At 69.8% G+C, this 14,069-nt stretch carries 15 protein-coding genes, 1 pseudogene and 1 riboswitch; of the genes and pseudogenes, 9 read left to right on the top strand and 7 right to left on the bottom strand.

Annotated elements, in window-relative coordinates; all coding sequences use genetic code 11:
* Positions 1 to 93: 93 nt before the first annotated feature.
* Positions 94 to 483, bottom strand: a complete 390-nt coding sequence (locus LWF15_RS14730; protein ID WP_232811364.1) for a hypothetical protein — start codon at positions 481 to 483, stop codon at positions 94 to 96.
* A 104-nt stretch (positions 484 to 587) separates the two neighbouring features.
* A riboswitch (ZMP/ZTP riboswitch) is annotated at positions 588 to 674 on the top strand.
* Between the two features lie 54 nt (positions 675 to 728).
* Between LWF15_RS14730 and glyA the strand changes: the two genes are divergently transcribed.
* Together glyA and LWF15_RS14740 are read left to right on the top strand one after the other, a co-directional pair.
* Positions 729 to 2,021, top strand: a complete 1,293-nt coding sequence (glyA, locus tag LWF15_RS14735; RefSeq protein ID WP_232811365.1) for a serine hydroxymethyltransferase — start codon at positions 729 to 731, stop codon at positions 2,019 to 2,021.
* On the top strand, positions 2,018 to 2,896 hold the full coding sequence (locus LWF15_RS14740; protein ID WP_232811366.1) for a bifunctional methylenetetrahydrofolate dehydrogenase/methenyltetrahydrofolate cyclohydrolase: 879 nt from the start codon (positions 2,018 to 2,020) through the stop codon (positions 2,894 to 2,896). The genes glyA and LWF15_RS14740 overlap by 4 nt, the downstream gene beginning before the upstream one ends.
* A gap of 69 nt (positions 2,897 to 2,965) precedes the next feature.
* Here the strand turns inward: LWF15_RS14740 and LWF15_RS14745 are convergent, their stop codons facing one another.
* Positions 2,966 to 4,171 carry a M20 metallopeptidase family protein gene (locus tag LWF15_RS14745; RefSeq protein ID WP_232811367.1) on the bottom strand — a complete coding sequence of 402 codons (1,206 nt, stop codon included), beginning with the start codon at positions 4,169 to 4,171 and terminating at the stop codon, positions 2,966 to 2,968.
* Positions 4,172 to 4,354: 183 nt separating this feature from the next.
* On the opposite strand from LWF15_RS14745, the gene LWF15_RS14750 reads away from it, so the two are divergent.
* The 5 genes and pseudogenes from LWF15_RS14750 to LWF15_RS38140 form a co-directional block, all read left to right on the top strand.
* A complete protein-coding gene (locus LWF15_RS14750) occupies positions 4,355 to 5,143 on the top strand; it encodes an exodeoxyribonuclease III (RefSeq protein ID WP_232811368.1) in 789 nt (262 codons plus the stop codon).
* Positions 5,144 to 5,211: 68 nt separating this feature from the next.
* Complete coding sequence (locus LWF15_RS14755) at positions 5,212 to 5,964, top strand: helix-turn-helix domain-containing protein (RefSeq protein WP_232811369.1); 753 nt, start codon at positions 5,212 to 5,214, stop codon at positions 5,962 to 5,964.
* A 50-nt stretch (positions 5,965 to 6,014) separates the two neighbouring features.
* Positions 6,015 to 6,446 (top strand): hypothetical protein, encoded by a 432-nt coding sequence (locus tag LWF15_RS14760; protein ID WP_232811370.1) that lies wholly within the window; start codon positions 6,015 to 6,017, stop codon positions 6,444 to 6,446.
* Positions 6,443 to 6,679 carry a hypothetical protein gene (locus LWF15_RS14765; protein WP_232811371.1) on the top strand — a complete coding sequence of 79 codons (237 nt, stop codon included), beginning with the start codon at positions 6,443 to 6,445 and terminating at the stop codon, positions 6,677 to 6,679. The genes LWF15_RS14760 and LWF15_RS14765 overlap by 4 nt, the downstream gene beginning before the upstream one ends.
* 34 nt (positions 6,680 to 6,713) lie before the next feature.
* Positions 6,714 to 6,827: pseudogene (locus LWF15_RS38140) on the top strand (exodeoxyribonuclease III); the annotation flags it as partial.
* 11 nt (positions 6,828 to 6,838) lie between these two features.
* On the opposite strand, the gene LWF15_RS14770 reads toward LWF15_RS38140, so the two are convergent.
* From LWF15_RS14770 to trpS, 4 genes are read right to left on the bottom strand one after another with little or no spacing between them, the layout of a single operon-like run.
* Positions 6,839 to 7,864 (bottom strand): S66 family peptidase, encoded by a 1,026-nt coding sequence (locus LWF15_RS14770; protein ID WP_232811372.1) that lies wholly within the window; start codon positions 7,862 to 7,864, stop codon positions 6,839 to 6,841.
* A gap of 23 nt (positions 7,865 to 7,887) precedes the next feature.
* Positions 7,888 to 9,081 (bottom strand): YihY/virulence factor BrkB family protein, encoded by a 1,194-nt coding sequence (locus LWF15_RS14775; RefSeq protein ID WP_232811373.1) that lies wholly within the window; start codon positions 9,079 to 9,081, stop codon positions 7,888 to 7,890.
* Positions 9,082 to 9,118: 37 nt separating this feature from the next.
* Positions 9,119 to 9,715, bottom strand: coding sequence for a 2'-5' RNA ligase family protein (locus LWF15_RS14780; protein WP_232811374.1), 597 nt, complete (start codon positions 9,713 to 9,715; stop codon positions 9,119 to 9,121).
* Between the two features lie 5 nt (positions 9,716 to 9,720).
* On the bottom strand, positions 9,721 to 10,740 hold the full coding sequence (gene trpS, locus LWF15_RS14785) for a tryptophan--tRNA ligase (protein WP_232811375.1): 1,020 nt from the start codon (positions 10,738 to 10,740) through the stop codon (positions 9,721 to 9,723).
* 179 nt (positions 10,741 to 10,919) lie between these two features.
* Between trpS and LWF15_RS14790 the strand changes: the two genes are divergently transcribed.
* Both LWF15_RS14790 and manA read left to right on the top strand, forming a co-directional pair.
* On the top strand, positions 10,920 to 11,717 hold the full coding sequence (locus tag LWF15_RS14790; protein WP_232811376.1) for an alpha/beta fold hydrolase: 798 nt from the start codon (positions 10,920 to 10,922) through the stop codon (positions 11,715 to 11,717).
* Positions 11,718 to 11,881: 164 nt separating this feature from the next.
* Positions 11,882 to 13,132, top strand: coding sequence for a mannose-6-phosphate isomerase, class I (gene manA, locus LWF15_RS14795; RefSeq protein ID WP_232811377.1), 1,251 nt, complete (start codon positions 11,882 to 11,884; stop codon positions 13,130 to 13,132).
* Here manA and LWF15_RS14800 read toward each other — a convergent pair.
* Complete coding sequence (locus LWF15_RS14800) at positions 13,121 to 14,014, bottom strand: hypothetical protein (RefSeq protein WP_232811378.1); 894 nt, start codon at positions 14,012 to 14,014, stop codon at positions 13,121 to 13,123. The genes manA and LWF15_RS14800 overlap by 12 nt on opposite strands.
* Positions 14,015 to 14,069: the final 55 nt, after the last annotated feature.

Here is a 14,069-nt window from a genome sequence, read left to right on the forward strand (position 1 = left end):
AATGCTCCCGGGGGCCGTTTTCTCAATTGAAGACGTCGGTGGGCACCGATGGCCCGAAGGTGGCGGCTCCCGGTGGGGAGCCGAAGGCGTCCGTTACAGGATGGCGTCCTCGATCTGCTCCACGATCACGCACCAGTACAGATCCTTGGCAATGGCCTCGGTGTCCACTGCGTTCAGCTGTTTCTTCAGCAGCCGCAGTCGCTTACGGCGAGGGACCAGCGGCTCCTCGCCCGAGTCGGGAGCGGGCTCGCCGGCGTAGAACTCGTCGAACGCCTTCAGGAAGCCGCGGAAGGCATCCATCGTGGTGTTCAGCAGACTCGGCGTGCTCGGCGTGGGGTCCAGCAGGAAGAGCCGGCCCTCGGCGTCCACCCCGATCTCCTGGTACGACGACACCGCGCCGATCACCGTGAAGTCGCGCCCGCCCATCTCCTGGACGCGGGCCGGGCGGTCGTCGAGGGTGATGCCGAAGCGCAGCTCTTCCATGTCCCGGATCCTAAAGCCGTGGGCAAACCGCCGGATCACTGCTGATTGCGGACGTGGTGCGGTCGCGGGCCGTCTCGACCGGCACCCGGGGTGCGTTGGTAGCATGTGTGTGCCGCAACTGGCGTTCGGGTGGGTCACCACCGGGAAGCGGTGGAGTCGTCGTCTTCGGGTCGTTCGCCTGGGCCCGGGGCCAATGGGGAACCACCCTGCCCACCCGACGACCGCTACCGCTTGGAGCCGACCGCATGACCGACGCCGTCAACAGCCGTGCGATCACCCAGAAGTCCCTGGCCGACGCCGACCCGGAGCTCGCCGCCGTCCTCGGCCAAGAGCTCGGCCGCCAGCGGGGCACGCTGGAGATGATCGCAAGCGAGAACTTCGCCCCCCGAGCCGTGCTCGAGGCGCAGGGTTCGGTGCTCACCAACAAGTACGCCGAGGGCTACCCCGGCAAGCGCTACTACGGTGGCTGCGAGTACGTGGACATCGCCGAGGAACTGGCCATCAGCCGGGTCAAGTCGCTGTTCGGGGCCGCCTACGCCAACGTGCAGCCGCACTCCGGCGCGCAGGCCAACGCGGCCGCCATGCACGCCCTGATCCGCCACGGTGACGGCATCCTGGGCCTCGAGCTGGCCCACGGTGGCCACCTGACCCACGGCATGAAGATCAACTTCTCCGGCCGGCTGTACGACGTGGCCGCCTACGGGGTCGACCCCAAGACGTTCCTGGTCGACATGGACGTGGTGCGCGAGAAGGCCCTGGAGCACCGGCCGAAGCTGATCATCGCCGGCTGGTCCGCCTACCCCCGCCAGCTCGACTTCGCCGCCTTCCGCTCGATCGCCGACGAGGTCGGCGCGATGCTGATGGTCGACATGGCGCACTTCGCCGGTCTGGTCGCGGCCGGTCTGCACCCCAGCCCGGTCCCGCACGCCCACGTCGTCACCAGCACCACGCACAAGACGCTGGCCGGCCCGCGCGGCGGCATCATCCTGGCCAACAGCGACGAGCACGCCAAGAAGTTCCAGTCCGCGGTGTTCCCGGGCCAGCAGGGCGGCCCGCTGATGCACGTGATCGCCGGCAAGGCGGCCGCGTTCAAGATCGCCCACGGCGAGGAGTTCAAGGACCGCCAGGAGCGCACGCTGCGCGGCGCCAAGATCCTGGCCGAGCGCCTCACCGCCGAGGACGCCACCAAGGCGGGCGTCTCCGTGCTCACCGGCGGCACCGACGTGCACCTGATCCTGGTCGACCTGCGCGAGTCCACGCTCGACGGCAAGCAGGCCGAGGACCGGCTGCACGAGATCGGCATCACGGTGAACCGCAACGCCGTGCCATTCGACCCGCGCCCGCCGATGGTCACCTCCGGCCTGCGGATCGGCACGCCCGCGCTGGCCACCCGGGGCTTCGGCGACGAGGAGTTCACCGAGGTCGCCGACGTGATCGCCGCCGCCCTGCAGCCCACCTGCGACGTGGACGCGCTGCGCAAGCGGGTGGACAGGCTGGCCGCCGACTTCCCGCTCTACGACGGTCTGGAGACCTGGTGACCGCCAAGCTCCTCGACGGCAAGGCGGCCGCGGCCGCGATCCGGCTCGAGCTCAAGGAGCGGGTCGCCGCGCTGAAGGCCAAGGGCATCGTTCCCGGGCTGGGCACGGTTCTGGTCGGGGAAGACCCGGGCAGCGCCAAGTACGTGGCGATGAAGCACGCCGACTGCCTCGAGGTCGGCATCAACAGCATCCGCGAGGACCTGCCCGCCGACGCCACCCAGCAGCAGGTGGAGGACGCGATCAGGCGGCTGAACGACGACCCGGCCTGCACCGGCTACATCGTCCAGCTGCCGTTGCCCAAGGGCCTGGACTCCGACCGGGTGCTCGAGCTGATCGACCCGGACAAGGACGCCGACGGTCTGCACCCGACCAACCTCGGCCGGCTGGTGCTCAACGTCAATGCGCCGATGACGTCGCCGATCCCGTGCACCCCGCACGGCATCGTCGACCTGTTGCTGCGCAACGACATCGACCTCAAGGGCAAGGAGGTCTGCGTGGTCGGCCGCGGCGTCACCGTCGGCCGTCCGCTGGGCCTGCTGCTCACCCGGCGCGAGCTGAATGCCACGGTCACGTTGTGCCACACCGGTACTCGGGACACGGCCGAGCACGTGCGCCGGGCCGACGTGGTGGTCGCCGCCGCGGGCGTGGCCAACATGATCACCGCCGACATGGTCAAGCCGGGTGCGGTGGTGCTCGACGTCGGGGTCAGCCGCACCGAGCCCGACCCGGTCACCGGAAAGTCCAAGCTGGCCGGCGATGTCGCGCTGAGCGTGCGCGAGGTGGCGGGCTGGGTGGCGCCCAACCCCGGTGGTGTGGGCCCGATGACCCGGGCCATGCTGCTGGCCAACGTCGTGGAAGCGGCTGAGCGCCAGTAGGTTCCAGAACAAATTGGGGACGTTTGTGCGCGACTGGCGCACAAACGTCCCCAATTCAGTTGTTGGGTTTCATCGATTCAACTGCCGCAGAGCCAGTTCGGCGTAGAGCGCGGCGCCGTCGGGCAACACTGCATCGTCGAACGCGGCGTGCGGGGAGTGATTGCTCGGCGCCATCTCCGGATCCCGTCCTTCTGGGCAGGCGCCGATCAGAACCATTGCGCCGGGCACTCGTTCGAGAACCCGCGAGAAGTCCTCGGTGCCGGTGAGAGGCCGGGGGAGTGCAAACGTCCTCTGTTCACCAAACAGCTCCGAAGCCGTCTGGAACGCGAAATCGGTTGCACTGACGTCGTTCATGGTGACCGGGCATTCTTCGAGGTACTCGATGCTCACCTCGACCCCGTGCGCGTCGGCGATGCCGTGGCACACCTGGTGCACCACGTCGCGCACCTTGCGGCGCACGCCCCGGTCGAAAGTGCGCACGGTGGCCTCGAACCCGGCCGTGTCGGGGATGACCGTGTGCTTGGTGCCCGCCTTGAGCTTGCCCACGGTGAGCACCGCGGCCTCGAAAGCATCGATCCGGCGGGTGATCGCGGTCTGCAACGCCATCACCATCTCGCAGATGGCAGGCACCGGGTCGTGGGCCAGGTGAGGCGAGGCGGCGTGCCCACCGAGGCCTCGAGCCGTGACGAAAAGCCCATCAGCGGCGGCCATCACGGCGCCAGAGCGACTGGCTACCGTGCCCCGCGAAACCTGGTTGGGCAGCACATGCAGGGCGAATGCCTTGTCCGCCGCGCGCCCGGCTGCCCCCAGCACCCCGCCGTCGATCATCTTGGCTGCGCCCTGATACCCCTCTTCACCCGGCTGGAACATCAGCACCACATCGCCGCCGAGCTGATCCCGCCGGTCGCTCAGCAGCCGGGCCGCCCCCACCAGCATCGCCGTGTGCAGATCATGGCCGCAGGCGTGCATCGCCCCGTCGACCGTGGAGCGGAACGCAACGTCCACCTCCTCGTGCACCGGCAGTGCATCCATGTCGGCCCGGAGCAGCACCACCGGTGCATTCTCCGGATCCGCCGCACCCTCGCCCCGCAGCACCGCGGTGACCGAGCCGATGTCCGAGCCGGCCGTGATCTCCAGGTCCAGCCCGTCCAGGGCCTCCAGCACCGCCTGCTGGGTGCGTTGCACCTTCAGCCCGATCTCGGGGCGCCGGTGCAGCCGGTGCCGCAGATCGGCAAGATCAGCACTGATCCCGGCCGCGTCGTCCAGAAGGGTCATGACAAGTTGTCTACCCTCTTCCGCGCCGGTGTGACAGGGGTTTCACACAAAGCCACCGGCGAACGTGCGCCGAAACGCCCCTCCGGTCACGCCCGAACCCGGAATCCGCCCCTGACCGGCCAGTAACCAGGTATGACGCGCAGCCTGTCCGGGGGACACGCGCGGATGGGAGAAGATGGCCCGATGAGGATCGCCACCGCCAACGTCAACGGCATCCGTGCCGCCGAGCGCCGGGGCATGCCCGCCTGGCTGGCCGAGCGGCAGCCCGACATCCTCTGCCTCCAAGAGGTCCGCGCCGACGACCCCACGCTCTACAAAATCATGGGCGAGGGCTGGCACGGCGTGCACGAGGAGTCCTCCTCGGCCAAGGGGCGGGCCGGCGTGGCCGTGCTGTCCCGCACCGAGCCGGTGGCCACCCGCTCCGGCCTGGGCTCCTTCCTCGGCGCCGGCCGCTGGGTCGAGGCCGACTTCGCCCTGGCCGACGGCGGCCTGCTCACGGTGGTCTCGGTCTACGTGCACACCGGCGAGGCGGAGACCCCGAAGCAGGACGAGAAGCACCGCTTCCTGAACGAGATGCGCGAGCGGATGAACAAACTCGCCGCCGACGGACGTCATCTGCTGGTCTGCGGCGACCTCAACATCTGCCACCGCGAGGTCGACCTGAAGAACTGGAAGGGCAACCTGAAGAAGGCCGGCTTCCTGCCGGCCGAAAGGGCCTGGATGGACGCGCTCTTCGACGAGGACGGCTTCGTGGACGTGCACCGGAAGCTGGCGGGGGAGGGGCCCGGACCGTACACGTGGTTCTCGTGGCGGGGGAAGGCGTGGGACACCGGGGCGGGGTGGCGGATCGACTACGCCATCGCTTCGCCGGGTCTGGCTGCTCTGGTCACTGCGGCTGAAGTTGATCTGGCGCCGTCGTACGCGGAGCGGTGGAGCGACCACTCTCCCGTCGTCGTGGACCTGGCCCTTTAGATTTGGATCAGTTCCGAGACTACCCATGGTAGTAACACAATCCTATACGCTCGTATAGAATTGTGTACGTGGCGTTGATAGACGTGGCCGAAGCCGCTCGGCGACTGGGCGTCGGTGTAGCGCGCGTGCATCAGCGAATCGCCGACGGTTCGTTGCCGGCCCAGCGGATCGGCTCGCGATGGGCGATCGACGAATCATCACTTTCACTGGTCGCTGAGCGCCATCGCGCCGGGCGCCCGCTTTCGGAGCGCTCGGCCTGGGCTCTGATAGCGGTCGGCCGAGGCGATTCCCAGGCCCTCTCCAAAGTGGCTGCTGCGGAGCGAAGCCGAGCCGAAAAGCGGGTGTCGAGCCTTCTCGCGCGGTTCTCGATGCATGCGGTGCTGTCTGAAGCCGAAGTGCAGGAGTCCGCCGGCATTCTGAGATCGCTGTTGCGGAACCGCGCACAGCGCCAGCTCTGGCGGGCATCCGTGCGTGATCTGGTAGATCTACGCGAAGATCGACGCATTGCCTTGTCAGGACTCAGCGACCCGCGCAGCGGTATTGCATCGGGTGACCTGGTCGAGGGGTATGTCGCCGTAGGTCAGGTCGAGGCGGTTGCCCAGGACTATCTCCTCGTCCAAGAGAGGGCCGAGGCCAAGGCCAATGTCGTCCTGCATGTCGGCTCACTCGGCCCGGCTGGCGGCGAGGATCGCGGTCTGCTCCTGCTGGCTGCAGATCTGGCTGAGTATCGACGCCCTCGTGAGGAGGCCAGGGCGGCCGAGTTGTTGTACGAACTCGCGAAGTCGCGGGTGAAGCAAGGAAAATCGGGGGATTCATCATGATTGTTCTACCCGCAATGTCCAGCCCCCAAGCTGCCTCCTGGCACGGGGTCATGGACCTTCACGAGAAGCTGGGGGACGGCTGGACTCTTGTGGGCGGGCAGATGGTTCATCTGCATTGCGCTGAGGCCAGCCATGCGCCTACTCGTCCGACGAACGATATCGACACGGTGATCGACGTCAGAGCTCGCCCCAACATGCTTCAGATATTTACGCAGGTCCTGGTGGGCCTTGGGTTCAGGGCATCAGGTATCTCGGCCGAAGGGATCCAGCATCGTTGGGTGCGTGGCCAGGCGACGATCGACGTGCTGCTGCCCGATGGCGTGGGAGAGAAGGCGGCCCTGAGGACCGGTGTCACCGCCAGCCCGACCCTCCCGACGCCAGACGGTACCCAGGCGCTTGATCGCAGCGAGTCGGTCTTGGTGTCCGTCGAGGGCGCGAAGGTTCAGTTCGCCGTCCAACGCTGGTGGGAGCACTGGTCATGAAGGCGGCGGCTCACAGCGCTGTCGGCGATCCGGCGAAGGGCCGCCACCGAAGCGACTTCCTGACTCTCGCATCGCTCATCGCTGCTCGTGACTTCCGCGAGGTCGAGCTGACGAAGAAGGATCGTCGGCGGTTGGCGGACATGATCGCCGCGGTCCGGGCAGACGCCCAACTCATGACTGGCGCCGAGGACTCGGCCAACACGCTGAGCAGGCTTGAACGCGCATCTGCTTGATCTGGTGGATTGACGACGGCCCTTGGACACCGGGGCGGGGTGGCGGATCGACTACGCCATCGCTTCGCCGGGTCTGGCCGCTCTGGTCACTGCGGCTGAAGTTGATCTGGCGCCGTCGTACGCGGAGCGGCGGAGCGACCTGGCAGCGGAGCTTGCCGGTCAGGGGACGAGACTCTGCACGATCACGCACTGGCCGTCGTTGAGGGTCACCTCCGCGAGTGCACCGTTGACCAGGGGCATCTGTGGGGGCTGGTGGCCGGTGTCGAAGTCGAGGACCACGGGGAGGCCGAGGTCGCCCAGGGCCCGCTGGACGGCCTGCTCCTGCGTCAGTTCGGGGGTGTCCGGGGCGCTGGTGCGGCCGATCAGGATGCCGGAGGCGTGGTCGAACCAGCCGGCCAGGCGCAGCGACCAGAGCATCCGGAGCACCGTGACCGGGTCGGAGCCGGAGACCTCCAGGTAGACGATCACGCCCTCGGGAGCGTGACGTCGGGCGAAGCCGGGGACGTCGCCGTAACGCGTGCCCGCCAGCAGAGAGACGGTCTCCAGGCAGCCACCGATGAGTCGGCCGCGCATGGTGAGCCGTGGTCGGCCGTCCAATGGACGCCAGTGGGTGGGGGCTTCGTAGGCTGACGCGCGATCGAGCGGTTCGTCCTTCCAGTCGACCCAGGGGCGCGAGCGCCGGAAAGGCGCCGACTGCTGCTCGAAGGAGGCACCTTCGTCCCGGCCGGCGACCTCGGTCCACCGGGAGAACTGGGTGGGTAGCTCCCACGGTTCGTCCATCAGGTTGGCGCCGTGCAGGGTGGCCAGGCCGGTGACGACGGTCAGCGGCATGAGCAGGGTGGAGATGTCGGACCAGCCGACGAACCAGGTACGCGATCGGGCGATGGCCTCCCAGTCGATCTGCTCCACCAGTTCGATCGCGAGTTCCCCACCCCAGGGCGGCAGTACGGCTCCGGCGTCGCTGAAGGCAGCGTGCAGGGCCTGAGCTCGTTCGGTGGCCGGGGCCGGGGTGAGCCCGCCGATCCGGGTGTGGTCGTGCAGAGCGACATCGAATCCGCTGCGCTGCAGAGATGCTGCCGCGTCGGCAAGGCGGCCCAGCAATGGGCCGGGAACACCCATGGAGGGAGCGGGAACCTCGATCCGGTCGCCGGCTCGCAGGGGCTTGGGATACAGCACATCGACCATGAGGCGAAGGTAGTACGGCCGGATCAGTCGTCGTCCCGCCGCACCACGCTGCCCACCGACTTCACCGCGCCCACGGCAGTGCGTGCGGCCACCAGGCCGGCGGCGCCCAGCACGGCACCCGCCACCACCGAAACGCGGTCTGCGGCGCGGGGGCTGACCACGGGGGTGTAGGGGACGGGCTGGACCGGGACGGCGGTGCGGACGCCGGCGGCGGCCGGGTTGGTCGAGGCGGCGGGGCGCGCGGAGGTGGCCAGGCCGGCGCGGGCGCGTTCCACAGTGACCGTGTGCTCGGGCAGGGCGACGGTGTCGGCCAGATGGCCACGGTCGATGGCCTGGGTGGCGCCCCAGGCGGCGGCGACCAGGGTGAGGCGGCAGACCAGGTTGAGCCAGACCAGCAGGATCAGGGCGACCCCGGCGGTGGCCAGGAACTTGTTGTTGGAGGCGCCGTTGAGCAGCACGCCGGACAGCAGCTTCAGGATGCCCAGGCCGATGCCGCCGAACAGGGCCGCGTCCCACAGGTCGTGGTTGGGCAGCTGAACACCGGACAGCAGGCGGAACAGCAGCATGAAGATCAGGATGTCGACGCCGAGGACGAGCAGGGTGCCGGCGCAGCCGAGGACCACCCGGCCCAGGCTCGAGCCCTCGTCCACGCCGATCCAGCCCAGGATCACGCCGGTGGAGGCGCTGACGAAGATGCCGGAGACCGCCGAGAGCAGCATCACCAGGCCGATACTCACCAGCACGCCCAGGTCGCGGGCCTTGGCCAGGGCGAAGTTGGCCTCCTGGGTGGGCCGGCCGAACATCGCCCGGATGCCCTCGCGCATCGCGTCCAGCCAGCCCAGGCCGGTGAACAGGAAACCGACCAGACCGATGATGCCGGCGATGGTGAGCTGGTCGCCGCCGGTCAGCGTGTCGATCGAGACGATGCCCCCGGTCTCACCGATCGGGCTGATCACCACCGTGCCCACGCCGTCGTTGACCGCCTCGATCACGCGTTTCTGCATCGCCCGGTCGTCGCCCACGACCAGGCCGAACACGGTGAAGCCGACGGCCAGGGCCGGGAAGATCGAGAAGAACGCCGCGTACGCCATGCCCCCGGCCAGCACCCCGCCCCGGGCCTTGCCGTAGCGCTGCCAGGCGCGCCAGGCGACGGTGCGCTGGGCGCGGGCCAGCAGACGGGCCGGGGACTTGGACGCTGACGCTGTCGTCTCGCTCACGGGGCATAGTGTCCAGCAAACCCGGCGATGTGCGCGATCAGCCCCCGGCGGCGCGGAACCCGAAGCGCCGGCGCAGCTGCCAGACCCCGTCGCCGTCGTGCTCGTAGAAGTTCAGCCCGGTGGCCTCGAACTCGGCCTGGTAGCCCAGGAGCTCGGCCTCCGCCCGGTCCATCGCGGCGTCGTCCAGGTGGTGGGCGACCGTGACGTGCGGGTGGTAGTCGAACTCGAGGGTGCGCTTGAGCGGGCCGGTGCGCAGCAGACGCTGCAGGTCGGCGCAGTGCTCGGCGCCCTCGGCGAGCTTGACGAACACCACCGGCGAGATCGGCCGGAACGACCCGGTGCCGGCCAGGGCGATCCGGAACGGGGCAGTGACGGCGGCGACCGCGGCCAGGTGGTCCTGGATCGCCTGGTCCTCGTCCTCCGGCACCGGGGTGGGCGGAAGCAGGGTGATGTGCGGCGGGATCTCGGCGGCGAGCGGGTCGCCGAAGGCGGCCCGGCGCTGCCGCAGGAACTCGCCGTGCGGCTGGGGGATGTCCAGGACCACGCCGATGGTGACGATGTCGTCGGCCTGTTCCGGGGCGGGCCGCAGCACCGCCATGCTCATGGTCGGCGGTGCTTCCCGGGGGGTGGGCATGCCGGTCAACGCTTCGGAGGCAGGAACCCGACCCGGTCGTAGACCTCGGCGAGCACCCGCGCGGTCGTCTCCTGGGCCCTCGCCGCCCCGTCGGCGAGGATGTCGTCGAGCGTGCCCGGGTCGGCGAGCAGCGCGTTGGCCTTCTCGGCGACCGGACCGGCGAACTCCTCGTACGCCGCGGCGACCTCCTTCTTCAGGTCGCCGTAGCCGGCCCCGGCGAACTTCTGCTCCAGCGTCTCGACCGGGGCCTTGGTGAGCACCGAGAGGATGGTGAGCAGGTTGGAGACGCCGGGCTTGTTCTCCGGGTCGAAGACGATGTCGCGACCGGTGTCGGTGACCGCCGAACGGATCTTCTTGGCCGACACCTTCGGGTCGTCGAGCAGCCACAGGCACCCCGGACCGCCGACGCTGCCGCTCATCTTCTTGTCGGGGTGCTGCAGGTCGAGGATCTTCGCGGTGGCCTTCACGATGTGCGCCTCGGGCACCCGGAAGGTCTTGCCGAAGCGCTTGTTGAACCGCTGCGCCAGGTCGCGGGTGAGCTCCAGGTGCTGCCGCTGGTCCTCGCCGACCGGGACCAGGGCGGGCCGGTAGAGCAGGATGTCGGCCGCCTGCAGGATCGGGTAGGTGAACAGCCCGACGGTGGCACCCTCGGTGCCGTCCTTCTGCGACTTGTCCTTGAACTGGGTCATCCGGCCGGCCTCGCCGAACCCGGTCAGGCACTCCAGCACCCAGGACAGGCGCGGGTGCTCGGGGACGTGGCTCTGCGCGAACAGCACCGACTTCGCCGGGTCGATGCCCGCGGCCAGGTACTGCGCGATGTAGCGGTGCGAGCGCGTGCGCAGGGCCTTCGGGTCGTGCCCCATCGTGATGGTGTGCAGGTCGGCGATGAAGAAGTAAGCCTCGAACTGCTCCTGCAGCTCGACCCAGTTGGCCAGCGCGCCGATGTAGTTCCCCAGGTGCAGGGAATCGGAGGTCGGCTGCATTCCGGACAGCAGCCGGGGCCGCGCGCTACCACTCTCAGGCATGCCCATCATTCTGGCACCTTCTCGCCGCCGGGCCCGCGTCGGCATCCCCGGGCCGGTCCGGACCGAGTTCGGGAGCGACGCACCGGGAAGCTCCTGAGCAGGCAGATCGGAGCCGAATCACATACGGTCGGCTGGTCACATCCGGTCAGCGTGGGCGAGACAGAGGGCAGGGACGGGGCATGCCGGTCGAACAGGGCGAGGTGCAGATGGTGCAGCTGATCGACGGGCCCGCCCTGGCGGTGGCCCGGATCGAGGCCCCCTTACGCCCGTTCCTGCTGGTGCACGGCGAGTCGTCGGACTCCTCGGTGTGGGGTCAGGTGGCGGAACGGCTGGTCGAGTCCGGCCACGAGATCGCCGCCGTCGACCTGCGCGGGCACGGCCGCTCGGCCTCGCCCGGGTCCGGCTACGACACCGACACCTGCGCCGACGACCTGGCCACGCTGCTCGACCAGCTCGGCTACACCGGCGCCCGCTCGCCGATCGTGGCCGGGCACGGGTGGGGCGCCAACGTGGCGCTGTCGCTGGCCGCCCGGCGCGACGGGCTGACCGGCCTGTGCTGCATCGACGGCGGCTGGACCCGCCCGGCCTGGCGCTACCCCTCGTTCGAGCGCTTCTGGAACACCGAGAACCCCGACACCCCGATGGACGACTCGGACGCGGCGGTCGCGTCCGACCCGATCGTCACCCGGCGCCGGGAGGTGGCCCGCTCGATCTTCCTCGGCGAGCCCCGGGCCTGGTACCCGCTGATCGGGGTGCCGACGGTGCTCTGCCCGGTGGTGCCGCCGGACGGTGTGTCCGACCCGGAGGGGGGCGGCACGGCCACCCGGACCGGCATCGCCGAGGCCCTCGGCGGACTGGCCCGGGCCCGGGTGAGCTGGTACTACGGCGACGGCGCACGGGTGCTGACCACCGAGCCGGGCCGGATCGCCGACGACCTCCTCGCTCTGGCCGCCGACGCGGAACCGGACGCGGGCTGACCAGGTGCCCACCCGCGTCTTCAGGCTCTGAAACGACTCTGGAATGACGCAGAGTGACCAGTTGTGCGGGAAGCTGTTGCCGGTCGGGTGACATCAGCCCGAACATCAGGCGGGATCGGCCCTTTCGGACGGAACCGGTCAGGCGTCCCGGTATGGTGACGCGCATGACGGCCTGGACCGCTGAAACTTCGGCAAACGAGCAGCCCCTGACCGCAGTTCCGGCGGTGACCGCGATGCGGAACTCGATCCGGGACTACGACTGGGGTTCCACCTCGGCGCTCGCCCTGCTGCAGAGCCGTACGCCCAGCGGCGGGCCGGAGGCCGAGCTGTGGATGGGCACGCACCCGTCGGCGCCGTCGGTGCTGGTGCTGCCCGACGGTCGTGAGCTGCCGCTGCCCGAGGCGATCGAGCGCTTCGGCGAGCAGGTGCTGGGCAGCGAGACGCTGGAGCGCTTCGGCCCGCGGCTGCCCTACCTGTTCAAGATCCTGGCGATTGCGCGGCCGCTGTCGGTGCAGGTCCACCCGACCTCCGAGCGCGCCCGCGAGAAGTACACGACGGGTCCGGAGTCGCCGTACGTCGACCCGTTCCACAAGCCGGAGATGCTCTACGCGCTGGAGCCGATCGAGGCGCTGTACGGCTTCCGCCCGCCGGCCCAGGTGGCGATGCTGCTCGGCCGGCTGCGCTCGCCGCGGCTGGAGCCGCTGATCGCCGCCCTGGACGAGAGCGGCCAGGACGAGGCGGCCCGGCTCCGGGCCGGCCTGGAACTGCTGATCACCTGGCCGGTGGAGGACCGGGCGGCGCTGGTCGCCGAGGTGGCGGCGGGCAGCAGCCGGCTCACCGCCGAGGGCAGCCCCGACTACCCCGAGGTGTTCGGCTGGCTCGACCGGCTGATCGGCCTGCACCCGGCCGACCCGATGGTGCTCGCGCCGCTGCTGCTCGACCTGGTCCGGATGACTCCGGGGCAGACCGTGTTCGTGGACGCCGGGGTGCCGCACGCCTACCTCAGCGGTCTCGGCGTGGAGATCATGGCCGGTTCCGACAACGTCCTGCGCTGCGGCCTGACCAGCAAGGAGATCAACGTCGGGGAGCTTCTCGACGTGGTCGAGACGCAGCCGCTGGCCTCCGGTGACAGCAACCTGACCCCGCTGGCCGACGAGGAGCTGGCCTGGCGTCCCCCGGTGGAGGACTTCCAGCTCAGCCGGGTGGTGGTGAGCGGTCAGAGCCGCGGTACCGACGCCTCGGTCGGTGGCCCGCAGATCGTGCTCTGCACCAAGGGCTCGGTCACGGTGACCGCCGACGGTGTCTCGGTGACGCTGGAGAGTGGGCACTCGGCCTTCGTCACGGCCACCGCGGGTCCGCTGACCCTGAGCGGTGAGGGCGAGGTCTTCCGCGCCGCTCCCGGGCTACGTCGCTGACGGAAGCCAGGTCTCCAGCGAACCGGTGAACGCACCGATCCGCACCGACACCGGGATGGACGAGCGGTCCAGGTAGCGCACGCCGCTACGGGCGCAGAACAGGATGCGCCAGGCCGTCTCGTCCGGTTCGGGGGAGAGGCTCTCGAGCAGTTCCAGGTGCCAGTTCACGTAGTACCGCGAGCTCTCACCGGCCCACACCGGGGTGGTTGCGCACCGGCACTGCAGATCACGTTCGTCCCGCCGCCGGCGCCAGGCGCCGTAGCGGCGGGTCATCGACTGGGCGAACGAGTGCCGCTGGAAACGGGCGGCCTCGAGCGCCTGAACGGCCACGTCGTAGCCGTGGGTCTTCAGTAGCTCGACGGTCTTGCGGCGCGGATCGTCGCCCACGCCGTTCTCGCCGGCTTCAAGCAGTTTCTGGGCGCCCTGAGCATCGCCGCCGACCGCCCGGGCCGCGGCCAGCACGGCCAGGACAGCAGGCCCGGTCTGCTCGGTGACCATGGCCGCGGCCCGCGCCGCGGCGTGCAGATCGTGCGGCGCCGCACTCACCGCGAAGGCCGCCCAGTCCTGGCTGCGGGCCTTCATCTGCGCCAGCACCTGCTCGGTGCCGGCCAGGTTCTCGTCGTGTCCCGAGACCAGCGCGATGCAACCGCGCACCAGGTCCACCTCACCCGCGCGGGCGTTCTGCGCCATCATCCGCCGCCCCAGGAACTTGGCCGCGGCCTGCGGGTCGCCGGCCAGGAGCGAGCTGAGCATGCCCAGCTCGGCGTCCACCGGCTCGTCGATACTGAGCAGGCCTTGCGCCTCGTGGTACAGACCGAGGCCGATGAGGCGGGCGACCGCCTCGTGGCGGGCCTGCTCGGGCAGGCTGGGTCTCGGTCTCACGCCACCACTGATCGGTCGGCGACGGCGGCTCATGAGCAGGCTGCTGCGGTTCGCT

The organism is Kineosporia rhizophila, from assembly GCF_021277265.1.
Classification (GTDB): domain Bacteria; phylum Actinomycetota; class Actinomycetes; order Actinomycetales; family Kineosporiaceae; genus Kineosporia; species Kineosporia rhizophila.

Bases quoted from the DNA above. Each gene is read 5' to 3' on its own strand.
- LWF15_RS14730 (WP_232811364.1), bottom strand. From the start codon at position 483: ATGGAAGAGCTGCGCTTCGGCATCACCCTCGACGACCGCCCGGCCCGC.
- glyA (WP_232811365.1), top strand. From the start codon at position 729: ATGACCGACGCCGTCAACAGCCGTGCGATCACCCAGAAGTCCCTGGCC.
- LWF15_RS14745 (WP_232811367.1), bottom strand. From the start codon at position 4,171: ATGACCCTTCTGGACGACGCGGCCGGGATCAGTGCTGATCTTGCCGAT.
- LWF15_RS14750 (WP_232811368.1), top strand. From the start codon at position 4,355: ATGAGGATCGCCACCGCCAACGTCAACGGCATCCGTGCCGCCGAGCGC.
- LWF15_RS14760 (WP_232811370.1), top strand. From the start codon at position 6,015: ATGGACCTTCACGAGAAGCTGGGGGACGGCTGGACTCTTGTGGGCGGG.
- LWF15_RS14765 (WP_232811371.1), top strand. From the start codon at position 6,443: ATGAAGGCGGCGGCTCACAGCGCTGTCGGCGATCCGGCGAAGGGCCGC.
- LWF15_RS14770 (WP_232811372.1), bottom strand. From the start codon at position 7,864: ATGGTCGATGTGCTGTATCCCAAGCCCCTGCGAGCCGGCGACCGGATC.
- LWF15_RS14780 (WP_232811374.1), bottom strand. From the start codon at position 9,715: ATGCCCACCCCCCGGGAAGCACCGCCGACCATGAGCATGGCGGTGCTG.
- trpS (WP_232811375.1), bottom strand. From the start codon at position 10,740: ATGCCTGAGAGTGGTAGCGCGCGGCCCCGGCTGCTGTCCGGAATGCAG.
- LWF15_RS14790 (WP_232811376.1), top strand. From the start codon at position 10,920: ATGCCGGTCGAACAGGGCGAGGTGCAGATGGTGCAGCTGATCGACGGG.
- manA (WP_232811377.1), top strand. From the start codon at position 11,882: ATGACGGCCTGGACCGCTGAAACTTCGGCAAACGAGCAGCCCCTGACC.